The organism is Leifsonia poae (assembly GCF_050632195.1).
Classification (GTDB): Bacteria; Actinomycetota; Actinomycetes; order Actinomycetales; family Microbacteriaceae; genus Leifsonia; species Leifsonia poae_C.
Window position 1 is genome coordinate 17,395 of record NZ_CP192580.1, and the last position, 18,639, is coordinate 36,033.

The 18,639-nt window shown below is 64.2% G+C and carries 20 protein-coding genes and 1 tRNA gene; 7 read left to right on the top strand and 14 right to left on the bottom strand.

Features of this window, described 5'->3' with window-relative positions; translation table 11 throughout:
- The first annotated feature begins 19 nt into the window (after positions 1 to 19).
- Complete coding sequence (locus ACQ86A_RS00100; protein WP_431278621.1) at positions 20 to 397, top strand: VOC family protein; 378 nt, start codon at positions 20 to 22, stop codon at positions 395 to 397.
- A 30-nt stretch (positions 398 to 427) separates the two neighbouring features.
- On the opposite strand, the gene ACQ86A_RS00105 is transcribed toward ACQ86A_RS00100, so the two are convergent.
- Together ACQ86A_RS00105 and ACQ86A_RS00110 are read right to left on the bottom strand one after the other, a co-directional pair.
- A complete protein-coding gene (locus ACQ86A_RS00105) occupies positions 428 to 733 on the bottom strand; it encodes an EthD family reductase (protein ID WP_431278622.1) in 306 nt (101 codons plus the stop codon).
- Between the two features lie 19 nt (positions 734 to 752).
- Positions 753 to 1,313, bottom strand: coding sequence for a hypothetical protein (locus tag ACQ86A_RS00110; RefSeq protein ID WP_431278623.1), 561 nt, complete (start codon positions 1,311 to 1,313; stop codon positions 753 to 755).
- A 123-nt stretch (positions 1,314 to 1,436) separates the two neighbouring features.
- Between ACQ86A_RS00110 and ACQ86A_RS00115 the strand changes: the two genes are divergently transcribed.
- Positions 1,437 to 1,994 carry a TetR/AcrR family transcriptional regulator gene (locus ACQ86A_RS00115; RefSeq protein WP_431278624.1) on the top strand — a complete coding sequence of 186 codons (558 nt, stop codon included), beginning with the start codon at positions 1,437 to 1,439 and terminating at the stop codon, positions 1,992 to 1,994.
- 10 nt (positions 1,995 to 2,004) lie between these two features.
- Here ACQ86A_RS00115 and ACQ86A_RS00120 read toward each other — a convergent pair whose 3' ends face one another.
- Both ACQ86A_RS00120 and ACQ86A_RS00125 read right to left on the bottom strand, forming a co-directional pair.
- A complete protein-coding gene (locus tag ACQ86A_RS00120; protein ID WP_431278625.1) occupies positions 2,005 to 2,157 on the bottom strand; it encodes a hypothetical protein in 153 nt (50 codons plus the stop codon).
- Positions 2,154 to 2,804 (bottom strand): hypothetical protein, encoded by a 651-nt coding sequence (locus tag ACQ86A_RS00125; RefSeq protein WP_431278626.1) that lies wholly within the window; start codon positions 2,802 to 2,804, stop codon positions 2,154 to 2,156. The genes ACQ86A_RS00120 and ACQ86A_RS00125 overlap by 4 nt, the downstream gene beginning before the upstream one ends.
- Before the next feature lie 161 nt (positions 2,805 to 2,965).
- Between ACQ86A_RS00125 and ACQ86A_RS00130 the strand changes: the two genes are divergently transcribed.
- Positions 2,966 to 3,036: transfer RNA gene (locus ACQ86A_RS00130), tRNA-Gly, on the top strand.
- A 997-nt stretch (positions 3,037 to 4,033) separates the two neighbouring features.
- On the opposite strand, the gene ACQ86A_RS00135 is transcribed toward ACQ86A_RS00130, so the two are convergent.
- Positions 4,034 to 4,237 (bottom strand): T6SS immunity protein Tdi1 domain-containing protein, encoded by a 204-nt coding sequence (locus ACQ86A_RS00135; RefSeq protein ID WP_431278627.1) that lies wholly within the window; start codon positions 4,235 to 4,237, stop codon positions 4,034 to 4,036.
- Positions 4,238 to 5,115: 878 nt separating this feature from the next.
- The gene (locus tag ACQ86A_RS00140) at positions 5,116 to 5,508 is read right to left on the bottom strand and encodes an ankyrin repeat domain-containing protein (protein ID WP_431278628.1); all 393 of its coding nucleotides are present in this window, start codon (positions 5,506 to 5,508) and stop codon (positions 5,116 to 5,118) included.
- A 506-nt stretch (positions 5,509 to 6,014) separates the two neighbouring features.
- On the opposite strand from ACQ86A_RS00140, the gene ACQ86A_RS00145 reads away from it, so the two are divergent.
- Together ACQ86A_RS00145 and ACQ86A_RS00150 are read left to right on the top strand one after the other, a co-directional pair.
- Entirely contained in the window at positions 6,015 to 7,223 is a 1,209-nt protein-coding gene (locus ACQ86A_RS00145; protein WP_431278629.1) for an AAA family ATPase, read from the top strand.
- Positions 7,223 to 8,299: a tetratricopeptide repeat protein gene (locus ACQ86A_RS00150; RefSeq protein ID WP_431278630.1), complete on the top strand. Its 1,077-nt coding sequence runs from the start codon at positions 7,223 to 7,225 to the stop codon at positions 8,297 to 8,299. The genes ACQ86A_RS00145 and ACQ86A_RS00150 overlap by 1 nt, the downstream gene beginning before the upstream one ends.
- A 403-nt stretch (positions 8,300 to 8,702) precedes the next feature.
- Here ACQ86A_RS00150 and ACQ86A_RS00155 read toward each other — a convergent pair whose 3' ends face one another.
- From ACQ86A_RS00155 to ACQ86A_RS00190, 8 genes are read right to left on the bottom strand one after another with little or no spacing between them, the layout of a single operon-like run.
- Positions 8,703 to 9,416: a cupin domain-containing protein gene (locus tag ACQ86A_RS00155; protein WP_431278631.1), complete on the bottom strand. Its 714-nt coding sequence runs from the start codon at positions 9,414 to 9,416 to the stop codon at positions 8,703 to 8,705.
- On the bottom strand, positions 9,413 to 10,429 hold the full coding sequence (locus ACQ86A_RS00160) for a zinc-binding dehydrogenase (protein ID WP_431278632.1): 1,017 nt from the start codon (positions 10,427 to 10,429) through the stop codon (positions 9,413 to 9,415). The genes ACQ86A_RS00155 and ACQ86A_RS00160 overlap by 4 nt, the downstream gene beginning before the upstream one ends.
- 58 nt (positions 10,430 to 10,487) lie before the next feature.
- Positions 10,488 to 11,303, bottom strand: a complete 816-nt coding sequence (locus ACQ86A_RS00165) for a sugar phosphate isomerase/epimerase family protein (RefSeq protein WP_431278633.1) — start codon at positions 11,301 to 11,303, stop codon at positions 10,488 to 10,490.
- 19 nt (positions 11,304 to 11,322) lie between these two features.
- Positions 11,323 to 12,222, bottom strand: a complete 900-nt coding sequence (locus ACQ86A_RS00170) for a PmoA family protein (RefSeq protein ID WP_431278634.1) — start codon at positions 12,220 to 12,222, stop codon at positions 11,323 to 11,325.
- Entirely contained in the window at positions 12,212 to 13,396 is a 1,185-nt protein-coding gene (locus tag ACQ86A_RS00175) for an ROK family protein (RefSeq protein ID WP_431278635.1), read from the bottom strand. Before ACQ86A_RS00175 ends, ACQ86A_RS00170 begins: the two co-directional genes overlap by 11 nt.
- 55 nt (positions 13,397 to 13,451) lie before the next feature.
- Complete coding sequence (locus ACQ86A_RS00180) at positions 13,452 to 14,318, bottom strand: carbohydrate ABC transporter permease (RefSeq protein ID WP_431278636.1); 867 nt, start codon at positions 14,316 to 14,318, stop codon at positions 13,452 to 13,454.
- Complete coding sequence (locus ACQ86A_RS00185) at positions 14,315 to 15,271, bottom strand: carbohydrate ABC transporter permease (RefSeq protein ID WP_431278637.1); 957 nt, start codon at positions 15,269 to 15,271, stop codon at positions 14,315 to 14,317. Before ACQ86A_RS00185 ends, ACQ86A_RS00180 begins: the two co-directional genes overlap by 4 nt.
- Positions 15,268 to 16,659 (bottom strand): ABC transporter substrate-binding protein, encoded by a 1,392-nt coding sequence (locus tag ACQ86A_RS00190; protein ID WP_431278638.1) that lies wholly within the window; start codon positions 16,657 to 16,659, stop codon positions 15,268 to 15,270. The genes ACQ86A_RS00185 and ACQ86A_RS00190 overlap by 4 nt, the downstream gene beginning before the upstream one ends.
- Positions 16,660 to 16,784: 125 nt before the next feature.
- Between ACQ86A_RS00190 and ACQ86A_RS00195 the strand changes: the two genes are divergently transcribed.
- Positions 16,785 to 17,822, top strand: coding sequence for a zinc-dependent alcohol dehydrogenase (locus ACQ86A_RS00195; protein ID WP_431278639.1), 1,038 nt, complete (start codon positions 16,785 to 16,787; stop codon positions 17,820 to 17,822).
- Positions 17,819 to 18,616, top strand: a complete 798-nt coding sequence (locus ACQ86A_RS00200) for a sugar phosphate isomerase/epimerase family protein (protein WP_431278640.1) — start codon at positions 17,819 to 17,821, stop codon at positions 18,614 to 18,616. Before ACQ86A_RS00195 ends, ACQ86A_RS00200 begins: the two co-directional genes overlap by 4 nt.
- Positions 18,617 to 18,639 lie beyond the last annotated feature (23 nt).

Sequence of the window (18,639 nt, forward strand, 5' to 3'; positions counted from 1 at the left end):
CAGCACAGAGGAGGCGCCCATGGAGATCCTTCAGGTCGCGCAGCACGCCGACGACCTCGACCGCGCGGCCGCGTTCTACGAGCTGCTGCTCGGCAGCCCGCCGGCCGCTCAGTACGATCCGCCCGGGCTCGTCTTCTTCAACGTCGGGATCTCCCGGCTGCTGCTCGAGGCCGGTGCGCCGTCTGCGTTGATCTACTTTCAGGTCGAGAACGTGACCTCGCGGGTGGCCGAGCTGCGTGCATCCGGAGTCAAAGTGGTCGGTGAACCGCACGTGATCTTCAGCCACACCGACGACACGTTGGGCCCGGCGGGGACGGATGAGTGGATGGCGTTCATCGAGGACAGCGAGGGCAACACGGTCGGCCTGGTCAGCCACGAGCCGCGGCACGACCCGTAGGGGTCAGGCCGTGGGGTCGGGCCTCGGCCGTCAGGCCTCCTCGATCTCCGAGAACAGGCCGGTGAACGAGGTGCCGGTACCGATCAGACGCTGGAAGAACTCGCCGGCGGCGGGGGTGGCCACAGCGGCGGATGCGTCTTCGTAGCTGTCGAAGTACAGGTCGAGCGTGCGGTGTGCGGGAGTGGGGGTGCCGTCCTCCTTCGGCCAGACCTTCGCGGCCTCGACCCGCTGGAGACCCGGGAGCTGCCGCGCGAATGCCTCGATCTCTGAGTATGCGTTCTCGAAAGCGGTCGAATCAGCCGGGTTGTCGATGATGAGGGTGATCTTGGTGGACATGTTGTTCTCCTTATGTTGTTTATCGGGTGCTTGTAGCGCGGCTCAGACGAATCGCTGAGATCAGGAAGAAGATGCCGCCGAGGGTCGCGTAGCCCGCTAGCCCGACGAGGGATGCGGACGAGCTCGCCGACTGCAGGATGAATCCGGCTCCGGCGAGAACAGAGATTCCGCCGCTCAGGATCATCGGCCACTGACCGCCCATCGTTCGCCGGGAAAGAGCGACGATCAGCTGGACGACCCCAGCCGTCACGGCCCAGATCCCCCAGACGACGAGAACCGAAGACCGACCCGAGGTGACCGCGAAGACAAGCGCGATCGCGGCCAGAGCACTCAGCGCCATGTTCACGTAGAGCAGCGCAGCGGGCCTCGTCGTTCGGGAGGCGCGATGATCGACGATCGCCGCGATGACATCGAAGACGGGATAGATGACGAGCAGGGTCGCGCTCAACGGGCTGATGGTCGACGCGGTGAGGCCGACGATGATCGCCCACACGATCGCGAAGCCGAACCGGACGAAATAGAGAGTGCGTAGCGACGCGGCGATCGATGCCGCCGGCGCTTCGGGTGTTGTCGTTGTCATGCGGAGTCCGTCCTATCCCTAATGAGGTGATGTAGAATGACTAGTCACTCTACATACCTGAACCGTAGTCACTCGGACGCGGAGGCGCAAGTGACGATGAGGGGAGCACTTATGATCGGGAGCGTGAAAGCGTCGATGCGGGAGCGGCTGATCGAGGCCGCGACCGACCTGTTCTACGCAGAGGGGCTGCGCGCGGTCAGCGTCGACAAGGTCATCGAACGGGCCGGCACGACCAAGGTCACCTTCTATCGGCACTTCAAGAGCAAGGACGACCTCGTCGTCGCCCACCTCGAACGCCGGGCGCAGCTGGAACGTGACGGCATCACCGGCGCGATCGCTGCGGCGGACGGTAACCCCGACCGCGTCTTCCAGCTCATCGCAGAACAGCTCGGAACGATGGCGTGCGAGCAGGGCTTCCGGGGGTGCCCCTTCATCAACGCGGCGGCCGAGTATCCGGATGCGGCGAGCGCGGTTCGAATCACCGTCGACGGCCATCGCGCCTGGTGCAAGACCACGTTCGAGCAGATCGTGCAGCCGCTCGAACTCGACGACCCTCGCGCCATTGCCGACGACCTCATGCTCATCCGGGATGGCGCAATGGTCGCCGGCTACCTCGACGACGCCGACGCGCTCGCCGCATCATTCGTGCGCAGCGCCCGGGCGCTCACGCGTTCGCACTGAGTACATCCGATCAGGGGATGAGGTGTGCCCGGATCGCCTGCTGAAGCGCCCTCTCGAGGTCGTCGGCCTCCCCCGCCCATGAACGTATTTCTTGGGCGTCGCTGACCCACGACTTGAACTTCTGGACTGCGGCGCTGTCGGTCTTGCCCTGCGCTTTGTTCACCGCGCTCTTGCACTTGCCCGCGCCGGCGGCGGCACCCAACCCGGCTCCGATGGCCGCATCGGTTCCCGAGCCATCCTGCAACGCGCCGAGCGCGCCCCCGCGGTCCAGCCCGCCAGGAAACAGGTCTTGAACGCGTTGAATTTCGGAGACTTCTTCGCGAGCGCCGTCGCACCCACGGGAAGCGCTGTGGAAAGCACGTCGAAGTACATCCATCGGGTGGAGAGTGCCCTGTTGATGGTGAACGAGTTCTGCATGAAGCTGGCCGGCAGCAGCAGCACCTCGCCCGGGAGGGCGTACTTGATCCTCGTCGACGTCACCGTCCGGAAGAGTTTGGTTCTCGTCGTGCTGCGCACGTAGTTGTAGCGGTACGCCGGGTCGGCGAGAGTCGTTGTGACACCCCAGACCTGCTGCGTGTTGTTTGCCAGATACGCCTGGCCGTAGGGGCCCTCTTGGCAGAGGTAAAGGCCAGACACCTGCGGGGTAAGCCCTAAGGTCTGCCATCCGTCGCCGATCGGACAGCCGAAGGTGACGCCACCCGGCCAATCGGTAGCCGGTGTGACAGTCCATCCGCTCAGCGACACCGCGACGATTGCCGCGATCAGGCCTCGAGCCCAGCGGCCCGTACGCGAGATTCTCGTCCGTCTCATGAGAGCCTCCGTATCTGAGTTTCTCTCACTTAGCGGGGCCACAGTACCGCAGGGCGGAACGATCCGGTCAGTGGACAAGGGGGTCCACCGGCGGCGGCGCCTCGTTTCTAGTATTCACCGAAGCGTTCGCTAGGATGGTCGCACGCCTTCCGAGGCGAAACGCGAGTGTAGTTCAATGGCAGAACTTCAGCTTCCCAAGCTGATAGCGCGGGTTCGATTCCCGTCACTCGCTCTCTCTTCGACGCAAGCCATTTGTCAGAGTCCTAGGTTCGACGCGGACTGCTAAACACACAGCTAGTTAGCCATATCGCGACAGTTGGCCATTGGCACGCCAATAAGCCATATTGTTGTGCGGAACTTTGCCGCACCGTCCCCCAACAAGGTGCAACGCTCGCCGGCGTTGCCCGACCGACACTGATTGCCTGCACCGAATAGGGTCCCCGCCAGGTGGCGTTGGGGCGCGCACGGTGCGAACTCGCCTCAATAGGCTGAGCGCGTGATCGAACTGATGGCACCTATGCGAGGCTTTCAACAGGGCGGAGGCTGAAAGTCGAGGGCACGACGCCGCTCCGGAAGTAGGCAATGAAAACTTCTAGGGCACCTTCAGCGTCGAACACCTCGTTCGGACGGACGCGAAGCTCATGATCGTTCCACACAATTACCTCAGAGAGTGCCGGAGTAGTGGAACCTCCTGGACGACCTACCGTGTAAAGCCTTCCCACTCCGATGTTCTCGACCCGCAACTCCACGGTCATCCGAACAGCTGAACCTGCACATTGAAGGAACTTCGCAATCTCTTTCGAGTAGTCCACATCAACGATCGTCGGTCGCCCACGAGGCATTTTCCAAAGGGACAGCGAGAACCACTTAGTGCCATCCAACCCATTCAGAAGACGGCCGAACGACTGGACCGCTTCGCGGTCACCATCCGGCACTTCCATCGAAATACGTCCATTTGTCGTTGTGGCGTACCGCCGGCCCACCATCATTCCTTCCCTACTTTCAACAATCGCGTTCTAGTGATTGCTATGCCACGCCCCTGAAGGGTCGCCGCGGCAGGCATCTCATAGCCCACTTGTGAATCGAAAGAGCGCTGGCCGAGAGAGAGGGATGCTGAACCGCTCTTAATCTCGACCCCTTCGTATCCGAGGACCTCACCGACGTCGACACATGCAGGCCCCAATATAGAACTCCTCGTGGCAACGACAGATGACCGATGCCCGTAAGACCTACATACCGATCTCCGAGACCGACCTGCCGGGTCGGAGGTCGTGAGTTGCTACCCGCAATTGCCCGGTCAAAGTCCAATAGACCTCCATGTCGGCAACCTGAAGGTTGTCAATCTCATCCCCACCACCGAGAAATAGCGGCACCTCGTATCCGACGCACTCGTCGAAAGCAAGGGGAGAGATGCTGGGTTGACGTTCGACCATTCTTCGAAGAACTGGTCGAGGAGCGCCGCGTCGCTGCTTTCGACGAACTCGTCGTCGATGAGGTCAGCAAAGGTCGTTGGAATTTCAAGCGCCATTCCCGTTCCAGGCTCCATCAGCAGAACCAATGGCTCACTCTCCCGTCGCCGGGCCTCATCCAAAACGAATTGACGGCCAAGCCAGTCGAACGCGAATGGCTTGAGTCGCCCACCGTACTCGGGAAACATCTCGTGAACGAATACCGCTGCCGCGGGGCCACTCTCTGCGTCATGAACACGAAGCAGGCCACGCGCGAAAGTAGAGCCAGCGAACTCAGTGGTGAATGCGGCGTAACCGTCTGCGCGTTCTAGCTGGGGCTCGAGCCACGGTCCATTCCCAGACGTCGCAGTCTTGTCTGGACCGAATCGGTTCACGAACTTCTCGAACATTTCCCGTCCTCCAATTTCCTCCGACGCTAATTGGCAACCGTATCTATGAGCGCTAACAGTTTCGGATCGCCGTCGGACAGAAGTAGAGCTGTTCCTTCGACAACGACCATGCGGACACGATCACAAGCGTGCAACGCATCCAACCAATCGTCGACTTGCTGGGCGAGCAAACTTCCGTCGACGAGCCTGCGCCTACGCCGCTCATAAATGCGAATGAGCTCGGATGACGGGATAGACGATGCACGAAATTGCACAGCGTTGGAATTGCGGAGATGCGCCTCTACTGCTGACGCATTCGGGATCGACGACTTGGCAACTATTGCCAGTAACGCGCCCCTAGTCACCGCTTGGATTGGATCCAAGGATCCTCCGTCCCGATTCATAGAAAGAACTTCGCCTTCAGGATAGAGATCCCGGATATTCGACTCACTCCATGACCTGACAGCGGTATCCCTACCCCTCCAGGAAGAAACGCTCGAGATCGTAGTTCGCCACCCGCGCTGCCAGAGTGCGGGGCGAACTCCCGGAAGCATTCTTGTGGTCAGCATCCGCACCTCGCTGAAGTAGTGCTTGGATAACCGTGCCGTCGCCCCGGGATCGGAAAGTCGCGGCCCACAGCGGCGTATTCCCCCACGAGTTCTCGATCTCGAGGTCGGCCCCGGCATCGAGGAGAGCTTCAACGGCCTCGACATTGCCAGCTGAGGCTGCCAGAAATAGTGCGGTGTTTCCGCTCTTGTCCTGCGCATTCAGATCGGCGCCATTTCGGAGCGCCTCAGCGACTTCGCGGCCACCACCATGAACCACCGCGTCGTGGAGTGCTGTAGAGAAGCCATTCTTACTGGTCACTTTGGCATTCTTACCACGGGTAAGTCCGCAATATCGTCAAGCCAGGGTCTGCTGGGTGCCGTGCTTGAAGGGTCGGGATCTGCCCACCAAGCGATACCGGGATTGAGCTCTGCCGCGAGCGCCGCGAACGAAAGATCGTCCGTTTCGAGGTACTCATCTGTGTCAACATAGAACACCCCTCGGTCAAACGCCTCCGCGAGCGTGCACATCATTTCTACTAGGGATCCGAACTCAACAGGCTGCTCCGATTCCTCAATTTTGTGTGACTGCCGCCGATTAATTGCACTTGACCGCTCGACGTTTGGTACCCGCGAAAAGATCATCGACGAGTTGCAAAGAACGCTCAATTTATCTCTTCTTTGGATGTTCCAGGCGGCGACTGTTGCGAGGTTGAGTCAAGGGCGACGAACGAGCACGTGCCACGTGCGCTAGGGGATCGCCACCAAGAGAGTGACTACAGGTCAAAATAGCCCGCCAATTCGACTCTCGCTGGCTAAGCTCCAGTCGTGAATGATGCTCTTCTGGACGCGCTACGTCGCGCCATCGAGGCCGCCCCGAACGACGTAACTCTCCGCCTGCATCTCGGCGACCTTCTCGTGACTGCCGGTCACTATGCCGAAGCCATCACAGTGGCCGGATTCGTCCTCCAGGTTGCCCCTGAGGACGAAACCGCACGGGACATCATGTCGAGAGCGCTTAACGGCGGCGAGCATACCCACGCGAGCAACGAAGCTGTCGAGGAGGCCCACTTCGACTGGAACGCGGCCGAGCGACAGGTCGATGATGTCGCGCAACCGTCGTTCGTCTCGGAGGGCAGCGAGGAACAGATCGAGCCCGCCTTCGACGCGGAGAGGCCTGTTGTTACGCTCGATGATGTGGGCGGCATGGAGAGCGTCAAGGATCGCCTGAACGCAGCGTTTCTCGCGCCGCTCCGAAATCCGGAACTGCGGAAGCTCTATGCGAAGAGCCTGCGAGGTGGCCTTCTGATGTACGGTCCTCCGGGCTGCGGCAAGACCTTCCTCGCCCGCGCAGTCGCCGGTGAACTCGGTGCGAGTTTCATCTCCGTCGGGCTGTCTGACATCCTCGATCCGTACCTCGGGAACAGCGAGCAAAATGTCCATGCGGCGTTCCAGTATGCGCGGCAGAATGCGCCGTGCGTTCTCTTCTTCGGCGAAGTCGACACGCTTGGCCAGCGCCGCTCTCAGACACGCAATAGCGCCATCCGCGGGACAGTGAACCAGATGCTGACCGAGTTGGACGGTGTCGATGGTCTTAACGAGGGTGTCTTCGTCTTGGCCGCAACCAATCAGCCGTGGGACGTCGATCCTGCGATGCGTCGTCCTGGCCGGCTTGACCGCACAATCCTGGTCCTGCCGCCCGACAAGGCGGCGAGGGAAGCTATTTTCCGCACTCACCTGCGTGCGCGCCCGGTTGAGGGTATCGACCTGGGCGTCCTCGCCAAGAAAACGGACCTGTACTCCGGAGCCGACATCGCCTACGTCTGCGAGCTCGCGGCGGAGCGGGCGTTACTCGACAGCGTCAGCACGGGAGAGCCGCGCCTCATGCGCATGTCGGATCTGCTCGGTGCTCTCGGCGAGGTCAAGCCGTCGACGCTCCCCTGGCTGGACAGCGCTCGCAACGTGGTCGCCTTCGGAAACGACGACGGCACATACACCGAGCTGGCAGCGTACCTGCGACAGGTGAAGCGGCTCTGATGGCGGGCGCGTCCATCCATGACCGCGCCACGCTCTATCTCGACGCGAAGAGGGAAGATGACGCCGTCGCAATCCTCGCACGCCACCTCGCCACCGAACCGGACGATGTGAAGGCTCTGTGCCTTATGGGCCGCGCACTCTGCGAAACCGGCAACACCGAGGAGGCTGTCAGCAGCACGAGACGAGCGGTATCGCTGGCCCCAGCGAACGAGTGGGCGTGGCGAGTCCTCGCACTCGCACTTGCGTCGAACGGCGACCATATCGAAGCCCGAGAAGCGGCCCGGCAAGCTGTAGCGATCGCGCCCGACTCGTGGAGAACGCACCTTCAACTCGCCACTGTCGACCTGCGAGCAGGACACGTCGACTTCGAAACGCAAACCGCCGCGATGCGCGCCGTAGAACTCGCCCCCAACGAAGCACACACCCATTACACACTGGGGAACGTCGCGTTAGCGACGCGCTCTTGGGTCGCAGCCGATGGGGCATACCGGCGCGCGCTTGCCATCGATCCCCACCTTCAAGCCGCCCGAAACAACCTTGCCATCGTCTCACTACGGCAAGGCGACAACGGCGCAGCCTCGGCCGGATTCATCGACATCCTGGCGGAAAACCCGAGTTCTGTCACCGCACGACGGAACGTGCTCGCCGCCGCCTCAAACACCATTTGGCGGGCGCGCTTCATCGTCGGCTTCATCGTGCCGGTCGTAGCCCTCTGCGAACTCGGTTGGCGTTGGGCTCCGTCTAGCCAACGAACGTTGTCACACATCGGCGCGCTCTCCCTCGGAATCGCTCTGACCGTGATCATCGGGCTGGGGCTGATCTTCCTGATCGTCCGATTTGCGATGGGAACAGGCGCACGCCTACGACCGGTCCTACGCGCCGTGCGCCTCTTCGATCCCATGCAACTCTGGATCGCGACAGGCATCGTTGTGACATACGCTGCGCTCGTCATGTCGATGATTACCGATAGCGGCGCATGGCTGTCGGCAACGGTGATCGCCTACGTCGCCGTCCTCGCGACGACGTACGCCCGACAGGGCCGGATGCGCGCACGCCGCGCTCGAAGTGGAGAGTGACGCGGCATCCGCATCGCCAGCACTGACGTTATAAAGTCAGCCAGCGCACGTAGTCTCGAGCGTCGCTGAATCGGTAACCAGCCCGTCGTCCTCGTCAACCCGTACCCCCGCGCGGCCGCCCCGTTCGGTGCAACCCGACGGTGCGGCAGAGTCGGGTGGCCTACGCTGCTTCTGCCTGCATTCGACGGGGAGCTCGGGACGCATGACCTAAGGGTTCAGCATTGATCGGTAGGCGCCTCATCCACGCTGAAGGAACTAGGCTGCTCGCGAGCCCCAGGAGCGCACATCGTCGAGAGATCGAGAGACATGGCATTCGAGGGACGGCCAGATCCTGCCGAAAATACGGATGCACGACTATGGCGGTCCCAAACACCAACCGTTATTAGCAGGGCAGCGAGTTCGGTCAGGCGAGTAGATAGGTATCGAGGTAACCGCACATGCCGTAGGCGTGAGCGGGATGGGGGCGACTGTCAAGCCGCGCGGCTGAGAGGTGCGCGGGATCGCCCGCCTCGAGCGCGTCGAGCATCGAGGCGGTCTGCGCGGCTGCTGCCGCTGCACCGTCGCGCCAGATCCCGCGCCACTGTTCGAGACGTGGGGCGACCAGCGCCGCGCCTGCACGGTAGAGCGGAACCAGCGCATCCGGACCCTCGAGCTCAACGGCTCGTCGTAGCGCCGTGAACCCCTGCACCGCAAGCGACTGGCGGGCACGAGCCGAGTCCTCCGGATGCTCATCCAGGGTCGCCGCACTCCGATACCTCTCCGCGTCGACAAGCGAGTCGACCGGGAACGTCATCACCGCGTCGCCGGCCTCGGGGAGCCCGCTATTCTGCATGACGACGAGCAACCGCAGATCGTGGTCGTTGACGAGGCGATGGATAATGCCTGGGCCGAACCACACCACCACCCCTTCGGACAGCGGCGTTTCGGTGAAGCCCTCAGCGCTGAGGGTCTGCACGTACCCTTCGCCGCTCAGGACCACGTATGCCTCGCTGCACGTGGTGTGGAAATGCGGCGTCCCGCCAGCGAGGCCGTCCGGCGCCGCCCAGGGGTAGACACTCAGCCGGGACACGCTTGTGCCGCCAGGAAAGTGGTTGGTCGAGCCGATTGAAGCGATCACAGCCGGCTCCAGTCGATTTCGACCCCGAGGTACTGATCCGGATGCGCCGCCAGCCCGGCGAACGCGGCACCGGCTTGATCCGGCGCAACCTCGTGGGAGACCAGCTTCGTGACATCGAACGACCCTTCCGCCATGAGCGAGAGCAGGACGCGGCGGTTGGCCGGCTCGGTCCACTTGTCCATCACGGTCGCGTGCGTCGGTGCGGTCCAGACGTGGGCGCCGATGATGCTGAGGCCTTTCTTGTGCGCATCCGTGTATGGGCTGAAGCCTTCGACGACGCCGCGCGTACTGCCCAGCAGGATGACCCGGCCGCCGCGGCCGGCGAGCTCGAGCGCGGGCACGAACGCGGATGCCGAACCCGTCGCCTCGATGACCACGTCGAAGCCGTCCGGAGCGATCGCTGCCGCCTGGTCCTGCGCATCCGGGGACGAGGAATCGATGGCCGCGGTCATGCCGAACTCGATCGCCTTCGTCCGACGCTCGGCGACCAAGTCGAACGAGACGACCGGGCGGCCGCCCTCGAGCTGGGCGAGGCGCGCCGCGAGCAGGCCGACAAGTCCCGCACCGACCACGGCCACCCGCTCGCCGAGCTTGATGCCGGCCTTGCGCACGCCGTTGAGGGCGATGCAGCTCAGCTGGCTGAAGGCGGCGGCGCGGTCGTCTACACCGTCAGGGATGTGCGTGATCCGCTCCAGCCGCTCGGGCCGGCCTTCGACGGCGTACGACGCGTGCGGCAGTGGCCCTGTGATGCGGTCGCCGGGTGCGAAACGCTCGACGCCCGCGCCGACCGCAACGACCTCGCCGGCAAAGGAGTAGCCGGGATAGTACGGTTCGGTACGCTCGGGCGGTCGCTCGGCTGTGCGACCGAGGTAGTTGGCGACTTCGGTCCCGGCGCTGATCATCGTCACGCCGGCTTTCGCCAGGATGCTTCCAGGCGGCAGCTCGTCGGGGAGCTCGAATCGCTCCAGTTCCAGCTGCCCGATGTGCGGTGAGACGAGGCGATTGGCTTGCACGGGACTCCTTCTTGATTGTGGTAACGCATGATTCGGCGGACGGCGTTCAGCTGTTCGCTCACAGGGCGGCGGCGGCCGCCGAGCTTCGTCGCAGGTACTCGATGCTCCGCTCGGCAACGTCGTCGATGCCGGTCGGCGCTTCGAACGCTTCAACCGAGACGTACCCGTCGTAGCCGACCTCGGCCAGCGCGGCGAAGACCGGTACGAAATCGGTGTCGCCGAATCCCGGCCCACCCCGGTTGGCGTCGTTGGCCTGCACGTATGCGAGGTGCGGCGCCGCGAGCCTGATCAACTCGGGGACGGGTGTGGGCTCGGCACTCGCGCTTTTGACGTCGAACACGAGTTGCACGGCGGGCGAGTCGATCGCTTCGACGAGGTCGATCACCTCACCGATCGTGTTCAGATAGTCGGTCTCGGCGGCAGGGAGCGACTCCAGGCAGATGATCGTGCCGTCGGCTTCGGCGTGCGGGGCCCACTCTCGAAAGAGCGAGAGCGCTCGCTCGGCGGCCTCCGCCCGCGACATCCCGGGAGGCGTCGACCTCTGGCCCGGCGAGCCGAACACGAGGACCGACCCGCCGAGGTCTGCGCACAACCGGCTCAGCGCGATCAGGTGGTCGAGGGTGCGGCGGCGCACGGCCGGCTCCGCTGCGGCGACATGCAACCCGTCCGTCTTGGCGAGCAGCCAGTGCAGCCCGGTGAAGCCGATGCCTGCGTCGTCGGCGAGCATCCGGATGCGCTCTCGCTCGCTTGTAGACACCTCGGTGACCGGTTTGCCCAGCGTGTACGGCGCGAGTTCGACGGCCTCGTAGCCCGAGGCGGCGATGTCACGGAACACCTGAGCGAGTGGGCGGTCGCCATAGAGTTCGTTGCACATCGCGAATCGCATATCGGCGTCACTCCCGCCCGTCGGGCTCGGCGGCGAGGTCGGACCCGGCGACCTCGCGGTCAGCGAGGTAGCGCGCGTAGTGGCCCGCGATATCTGCCTTAGCGGCAGAGCCCCTGTGGACGAGAATGCGGTAGCGGAATCGCAGCTCGTGGCCGGGCTCCAGAGTGATGGAGCCGTCCTGGGAGCGGTCTCCAGTGAAGTCGGAGAGCCCGAACGGGTTCACGGCCAGCAGCCCGTAGTCGCGCACATGCCAACGCGCGGGCAGCGGGTTCTCGGGATGGTCGAAGATCGCGACGCCGACACGGTCAGCGCCGACCGAACCCGAGTAGTCGCACCAGTCCGCCCTCTTGCCCCACGCGAACGCCTCGCCGACGGCACCCGTCGAGAGCTCGATGCGGCCTCCGCGCCTCTCCTCGAGCGCAGGTGCGACCCGCAGCGCCACGAGGCCGGCCTCCTTGGTGTCGGCCAACACGACGGATCCGCTTGAGGCTCGCATCACCGTCTCGACGTCGAGCGCCTGCGAACCATCGACAGCGGCAGCGGCGGCGGTGAGAATCCGGGTGTCGTCGAGCAGCGGTCGTCCCGCGGCGTCGAGCCAGCGCGTCTCGTGAATGATCTCGAATCGGCCACCGCCCTCGACGAGCCGAGGCGGAGCGGCTGCGCGGATGCTGCCATGTCCGGCGAACTCGGTCCAGACATCGGCGCCTGCGAGGTCGCGATGGCCCCACCACACACCCTTGTGATGCGGATGGTCGTCGGAGCCTTCGGGCGCGACGGCGATGTCCCGGGTGATCCGGACGCCGTCGACCGTGTACAGCCCATCCACGTAAGGTCGCACTGTTGCGTTCGGCCGATAGTCGAAGAACTCGTCGCCATCGAACCCGACCTCGATGCGTTCACCCTGCATTCCGGCCTCCTACCACCACACCGGACGGCGCAGGCACAGCGGACGCGCTCACCGCCGAGTTCACGGCGGCGGCCGAGAACAGCTGGTCGACCGCGATCCGCGCCAGCCCGATGAGGCCGGCATCGGCGCCGAGCGTGCTCAAGCGCACGTCCAGGTTGCGGGTGGCCCGGGCGAGCGAGCGGGGGTACAGGGATTCGCGTATCCCGCCAATGAGGGCGCTCGAAGCCAGGTCTCCCCCGACCACCAGAACCCCGGGATTGACCATCGAGACGACGGTCGCCATCACCTCGCCCAGCCGGCCGCCCGCTTCATGCGTGAGACGGAGCGCGTCGACGTTGCCTTCTGCGAGCATCCGTTTGACGTCACTGCCGGAAGCCACACCGAGGGCGTGCGCGACGGCACGACCGCTCGCGACGGCTGCGAGACATCCGAACGAGCCGCACTGGCACTGGGCGGTCTCGCCAGCGAGGCGGATATGGCCGATGTCGCCGGCTCCGCCGTCGATTCCGTGGTACACCGACCCGTTGATGACCATGCCGGTACCGATACCGGTCGAGACCTTGACGAGGCACAGAGAATTGCTGTCGGGGTAGTTGCGGGACTGCTCGCCGAGCGCCATCGCATCCGCGTCGTTCTCCACGAAAACGGGCACATCGAACGACTCCTGCAGGTGCTCACTGATCGGATACGCATCCCAGCCCGGCATGATCGGCGGCTGGCTGGGACGTCCGGTGTGCGGATCGACCGGCCCCGGGATCGAGACACCGATGCCCGCGAGCGAGTCGTGGGCGACCCCGGCTTCGTCGAAAAGACGCACGAACGACTCGGCCAGCGAGGTCAGCAGCACTTTCGGGCCGTCGAGCACCGCGACGTCGACGCGCTCGTCGGCGAGGATCGTTCCATCGAGTCGGGTGAGCGCCGTGCGGCTGTGGGTGGTGTCCACCGTCGCTACGACCAGCACTGAGCTCTCGACGTTGAACTCGAGTCGGTGCGGCCTTCGGCCGCCTGTCGCATGTGCGTCGCCAGCCTCGCGAATGAACCCGGCCTCGAGGAGGGCGTCGACGCGCTGCGCCACCGTCATCCGGCTGAGGCCGGTCAGATCCTGCAGCTCGCGCCGGGTCGTCGCCTCCCCGCGCCTGATCAGTTGCAGAACGTCGCCAGGACCTGAGTTCATGAGCCGCCTTTCGTTGCCGGTACCCACCGGCCCCATCGTAGGGTCGCTCACCCCCTCACCCCTTGTCCGCGCCGCTCGTAAGTCCCTCGGTCAGCGAACGCTCGGCGATGCCGTACAGCACGATGATCGGGATCGTGAGCAGCACGGATCCGGCCATCAGCACGGTCTTCGACACCTCGATGCCGTTCGAAAGCTGCGAGAGCCCGAGCGAGACGGTCCATAGGTCGCGGTTAGCCGTCAGGAAGAGGAGGGCGAACAGGAACTCGTTCCAGGCGATCATGAACACGTACAGGCCGGTCGAGAGGATCGTGGGTAGCGCCAGCGGCGTGATGATGCTGCGCAGGATGCGGAACCGCGAGGCCCCGTCGACCATTGCGGCCTCCTCGATGCTCACCGGGATGGTGTTCACGTAGGTGCGCAGCATCACGATCGACACCGGGATGGTCTGCGCGATGTAGACGATCACGAGGCCGAACAGCGACTCCCGGATGCCGATGGCCGAGAACCCAACGAAGAGCGGGATCGCGATGATGATGCTCGGGAACAGGTAGACGGCGAGAAAGAGGGAGCTGATCTGCCGCCGAGCGAAGAACTTCAGCCGCGACAGGGCGTACGACCCGGGAATCGCGACCAGCAGGGTCACGGCCGCCGTCGCGATCGCGACGATGGCCGAATTGCCCATGAACTGGGCGAATCCCTGCCCGCCTTCGTCGACCGACTTCAGCACGTTCTGGTAGGTGGTGATGGTCAGGTCCTGCAGCGGCACCCAGAGGCGATCCGGATGCAGCAGCAGCTGCTCGATCGGAACGAAGCTGAGTTCCACCATGTAGTAGAAGGGGAAGACGGTCAGCAGCACCAGTAGAACGATGACCACCCAGCGGGCTACCCCGAGCACCCGCTTCTCGACGACGATGCGACTCATGATTCCTCCGATCCCCGGCTCGCGAAGAATTTGACGTAGACGAACAGACTGATGGCAAGGAAAGCGGACAGCACGAGAGCGTTGGCCGCTGCGCCACCGATGTCGAAGCTGCCGAGAAGCGTGTCGTAGACCCGTACCGCAGCAACCTCGGTGCCCGCGCCTCCACCGGTAAGAAGGAACACGTCGTCGAACTTGTTGAACGTCATGATGAGGCGCAGCACGGAGAGCAGCGCGATCACCGGAAGCAGCTGCGGCAGAACGATGTATCGGAAGTTCTGAAGCGGCGTAGCGCCGTCGACGACGGCAGCTTCCTCGACGTCTTTCGGGAGGCCGACGAGACGCGCGGTGATGAAGAGGAAGGCGAACGGAAAGTAGCGCCAGATCTCGAAGGCGATCACGGTCATGAGCGCGAAGGGGGCACGGCCAAGGAAATTGACCGGTTCTGACCAGCCGAGCACGCTGGTGCCGAAGGCGTTCACGATCCCGAACTGCGGGTTGAGCATGATCTGCCAGACGAACGCGACGGCCACCACAGGCGCCACGTAAGGGAGCAGCATGAATGAGCGGAAGAGCCCGCGTCCGCGGAACGGCTTGCGGAACGCGAGGGCCGCGACCAGCCCGAGGGCGATCGATCCGGCCGTGGAGAACACCGAGTAGATCACCGTGGTCCAGAGTGAGCTCCAGAACCCGGGATCGGTGAGCACCGCCGTGAAATTGTCCAGCGTCAGCGGATTGAAGATCCCGTTCTCGGCGATCGTCGTGAAGTCGGTCTCCTGAAAAGCCAGGATGACATTCCAGATCACCGGGATGACGATGACGACGATGATGATGATCGTCACCGGCAGAACGAGCGTGAGCCCGGCCCGGTTGTCCCGCTTGGCTGTGATGGACCGGCGCGGGCGGCCCCCGGTGGGGGCCGCCTTTACCGGCGTTTTCTGTGTTGTGACAGTCATTTACTCTTTGCCTGAAGTTGGGTCACCTGGTCGGTGGCCTCCTTGGCGGCCGCCTTCGAGTCGATCGCACCACTGCCGAGGTCACCGATCACCTTGGGGATGATCAGCTGCGTGTTCACCGGGCCGAGCAGCGCGCCCTGGCCCTGCGGGATCGCCCAGCGGTCGATGTTCTTCGGTGCGTTCTCGAGCGCGGTCATGGTGTCCGCGTCGTAGATCTCGCTCAGCGGCTTCTTCGTGTCTACGCCGGCCTTGAGGTTCTTCCAGCCGTCGGTGAATTTGTTTGCGTTGCTCGCATCGCCCGTTCGAACAGGCACTTTGCCTTCCGGCGCCATCCCGAGCCAGTCGAGGTAGCCCGTCGACATCATGTACTCGACGAACTTCTCTGAAGCGTCGACATTGGCCTTCTTGGTGACGACCCACGACGTGATCTCGCCGTACGTGCTTCCGGAACCGCCGTTGTCGCCCTTGATGTCAGTGACGATGCCACTGTTCTTGGCCAGCCAGGTGGGGTCCGCCTGGCACTGCGGGCAGCTCGGCAACGCATCGTTCCGGAGGCCGGCGAGCTCGTCGAGGATGTAGGTCGACCAGTCGACCATCGCCGCCTGGCCTGCGAAGTAGCTGGCCCGTGTGGTGTCGACCGTCTGGGTGCCTTTCGGCGAGTACTTCTGCGCGAGGTTGCCATAGAGGTCCCAGGTCTGCTGACAGGCCGGCGAATCCAGCTTGATCGCGCCGCTCTTATCGACGAGCTGGCAGTTGTTGCCGAGCGCGAGGCTTTCGAACGTCTGCGCGGTGAACACATCGGCGGGATCGGTGGCGAGCGTGATCCCGTAGTTGCCGTCGGTCGTGAGGGTCTGAGCGGCCTTCTCGATCGCGGAGTACGACGTCGGCGGCTGAAGACCGGCCTTCTCGAACAGATCCTTGCGATAGACGAGGATCTGCGCGTAGGCCGAGTCGGGAACGGCGAGCTGGGTTCCCGAATCGCTCGTGAGAGTGAGCGCCGACGCGTCGAACGTCTTCGCCCCCAGGTTGTCAACGATCGCCTTCGCCGCCTCGGTGTTGGCGATCTTCTGATCGTTCAGCTGCCGCACGTTGGAGAGCGAGATCGCTCCCATCACGTCGGGCAGCTTGCCCGAGAGCGCCGACGATGCGACGAGCTGCGGGAACTGGGCCTCGTCGATCGCCACGAGGTCCACCTTGATACCGGTCTTCTTTGTGAAGTCCGCGGCGATGGCCTTGGTCGTATTGATGCGATCCGGCTGGTTTTCCAGCGACCAGACCGTGATGGTCTGGCCTTTGGTATCGGTGCTACTGCTGGTCGAGCATCCGGCCAGCATCGCTGTGGTCACGGCCGTAAGAAGGACCGCGGCTACTGCAGTGCGCGACTTCATTATCGCGACTCCTCTCTGAAGGGTACGAGTGGACAGTACTGCATCTTATGCATAGTGTCTATACATAAGCAGCTAATTCATAGTGCTAATGTGATCCGCACACGCCGTCTCAAGGAAGAAACATCGTGACAACACTCCTCAGGTTCTCCGCGCCGAAAGTCGTCGACGTCGTCGACGTGCCGGCTCCCGCTCTCCTCCCCGGCCAGGTTCGGGTGCGCACCCGGTATTCGGGCATTTCCGCCGGTACCGAGCTCACTGCATACCGCGGCACGAACCCCTACTTGACGCGCACATGGGACCCAGAGATCCGCCTTTTCAAGGACGGCGAATCGGAGACTCCGGCGTATCCTCTCGACGGCTGGGGCTACTCAGAGGTCGGCGACATCGTCGAGGTCGCTCCCGACGTGAGTGGGCTATCCGTGGGTGAGACCGTGTGGGGCATCTGGGGCCACCGTTCCGAGGCCGTGCTCGACGCATCCGCTCTGGCGGGACATGAGCTGCCGGCGGGGGTCGACCCGTTGGCGGCCGCCTTCGTCCGCGTCGGCGCCATCGCCCTCAACGGCGTGCTCGCCGCCGATCTCGGTGTCGGCTCGACCGTGGCGATCTTCGGACAGGGTGTCATCGGCCTCTTGGCCACCCGTTTCGCGGTGCTGAACGGAGCTACGGTCATCGCGATCGATGGCATCCCCGCGCGTCGGGAGCGCGCGCTCGCGTGGGGCGCCGCCCACGCCGTCGAGCCCGGCGGCGACGTCGCCCGGCGAATCCGGGAACTGACCGACGGCCTGGGAACCGACACGGCGATCGAGCTGAGCGGAAACTACGCGGCGCTGCGCGACGCGATCCGAACCGTGGGCGCCGACGGAACGGTCGTCGCCTCCGGCTTCTACCAAGGCGAGGCGAATGCGCTGCGCCTCGGCGACGAGTTCCACCACAACCGTGTGCAGCTCCTCGCCTCGCAGATCGGCTCCGCACCGAACCGATTGCGTGCCCGCTGGGATGTGCAGCGAATGCAGCGCACCGTGGTCCAATCCCTTGCCAATGGATCCGTCGACGCGGCTTCGCTCGTCACCCACCGCTACCGTCTGGACGAGGCAGCAGACGCCTACCGGATGCTCGACGCCGACCCTTCGTCGGCCCTGCAGGTTGTGCTGGACTTCTCGTGACACTGATCACGCTGCAGGAGCAGCACATCCCCGGAGCAACACTGGAGCAGAAGTTCGAGACCGCGCGGGCCTGGGGCTTCGACGGCATCGAGCTACGCGCGCAGGGCGATCTCGCCTTCGAGGCACGTCTGCCGGAGCTGAAGCGCGCCCAGCGCAACGGCGTCATCATGCCGACGGTCTGCGTCGAGATGAACCATTTCATCGGCGCTTTCGACGACGATCTCAGGCGGGATGCGATCGCCCAGCTGCGCTCCCAGCTCACCGTCATGGCCGAGATCGGCGGCCTCGGCGCCATGACGCCCGCGTCGTACGGCATGTTCTCCCGCCGGCTTCCTCCGTTCGAACCGCCGCGCTCGCCCGAGGGAGATCGCGAGGTGCTGCTCGAAGCGCTCACCACGCTCGGCGTGCACGCTGCGTCGATTGGCGTCGAACTCTACCTCGAACCGCTCAACCGATACGAAGACCACATGGTCAACCGGCTGCGGGATGCGGCCTCCCTGATCGAAGAGGTGGGTCTCGATTCCGTACGGATCGCCGCAGATACCTACCACATGAACATCGAGGAGGCGGATCCAGCGGCGGCGCTGCAGGATGCCGCGCCGTACATCGGCCACGTTCAGGCGAGCGACTCGAACCGGCTCGAACCCGGGGCTGGCCACGTCGACTGGGCCTTGTTCGGTGCCACCCTGCAGTCGATCGGCTACCGCGGAACGGTTGCGCTCGAGTCACGGCTCTCGGGCGACGCCGCGACCGTGCTACCGCGAGTCCCCGCACTGCTGCGGAGATACCTGTGACCATCGCGCTGCCGGCCCAGACC

Excerpts from the sequence above, each read along its gene's own strand:
- ACQ86A_RS00100 (WP_431278621.1), top strand. The coding sequence starts at position 20 with ATGGAGATCCTTCAGGTCGCGCAGCACGCCGACGACCTCGACCGCGCG.
- ACQ86A_RS00105 (WP_431278622.1), bottom strand. The coding sequence starts at position 733 with ATGTCCACCAAGATCACCCTCATCATCGACAACCCGGCTGATTCGACC.
- ACQ86A_RS00110 (WP_431278623.1), bottom strand. The coding sequence starts at position 1,313 with ATGACAACGACAACACCCGAAGCGCCGGCGGCATCGATCGCCGCGTCG.
- ACQ86A_RS00125 (WP_431278626.1), bottom strand. The coding sequence starts at position 2,804 with ATGAGACGGACGAGAATCTCGCGTACGGGCCGCTGGGCTCGAGGCCTG.
- ACQ86A_RS00135 (WP_431278627.1), bottom strand. The coding sequence starts at position 4,237 with ATGGTCGAACGTCAACCCAGCATCTCTCCCCTTGCTTTCGACGAGTGC.
- ACQ86A_RS00150 (WP_431278630.1), top strand. The coding sequence starts at position 7,223 with ATGGCGGGCGCGTCCATCCATGACCGCGCCACGCTCTATCTCGACGCG.
- ACQ86A_RS00165 (WP_431278633.1), bottom strand. The coding sequence starts at position 11,303 with ATGTGCAACGAACTCTATGGCGACCGCCCACTCGCTCAGGTGTTCCGT.
- ACQ86A_RS00170 (WP_431278634.1), bottom strand. The coding sequence starts at position 12,222 with ATGCAGGGTGAACGCATCGAGGTCGGGTTCGATGGCGACGAGTTCTTC.
- ACQ86A_RS00175 (WP_431278635.1), bottom strand. The coding sequence starts at position 13,396 with ATGAACTCAGGTCCTGGCGACGTTCTGCAACTGATCAGGCGCGGGGAG.
- ACQ86A_RS00180 (WP_431278636.1), bottom strand. The coding sequence starts at position 14,318 with ATGAGTCGCATCGTCGTCGAGAAGCGGGTGCTCGGGGTAGCCCGCTGG.
- ACQ86A_RS00185 (WP_431278637.1), bottom strand. The coding sequence starts at position 15,271 with ATGACTGTCACAACACAGAAAACGCCGGTAAAGGCGGCCCCCACCGGG.
- ACQ86A_RS00190 (WP_431278638.1), bottom strand. The coding sequence starts at position 16,659 with ATGAAGTCGCGCACTGCAGTAGCCGCGGTCCTTCTTACGGCCGTGACC.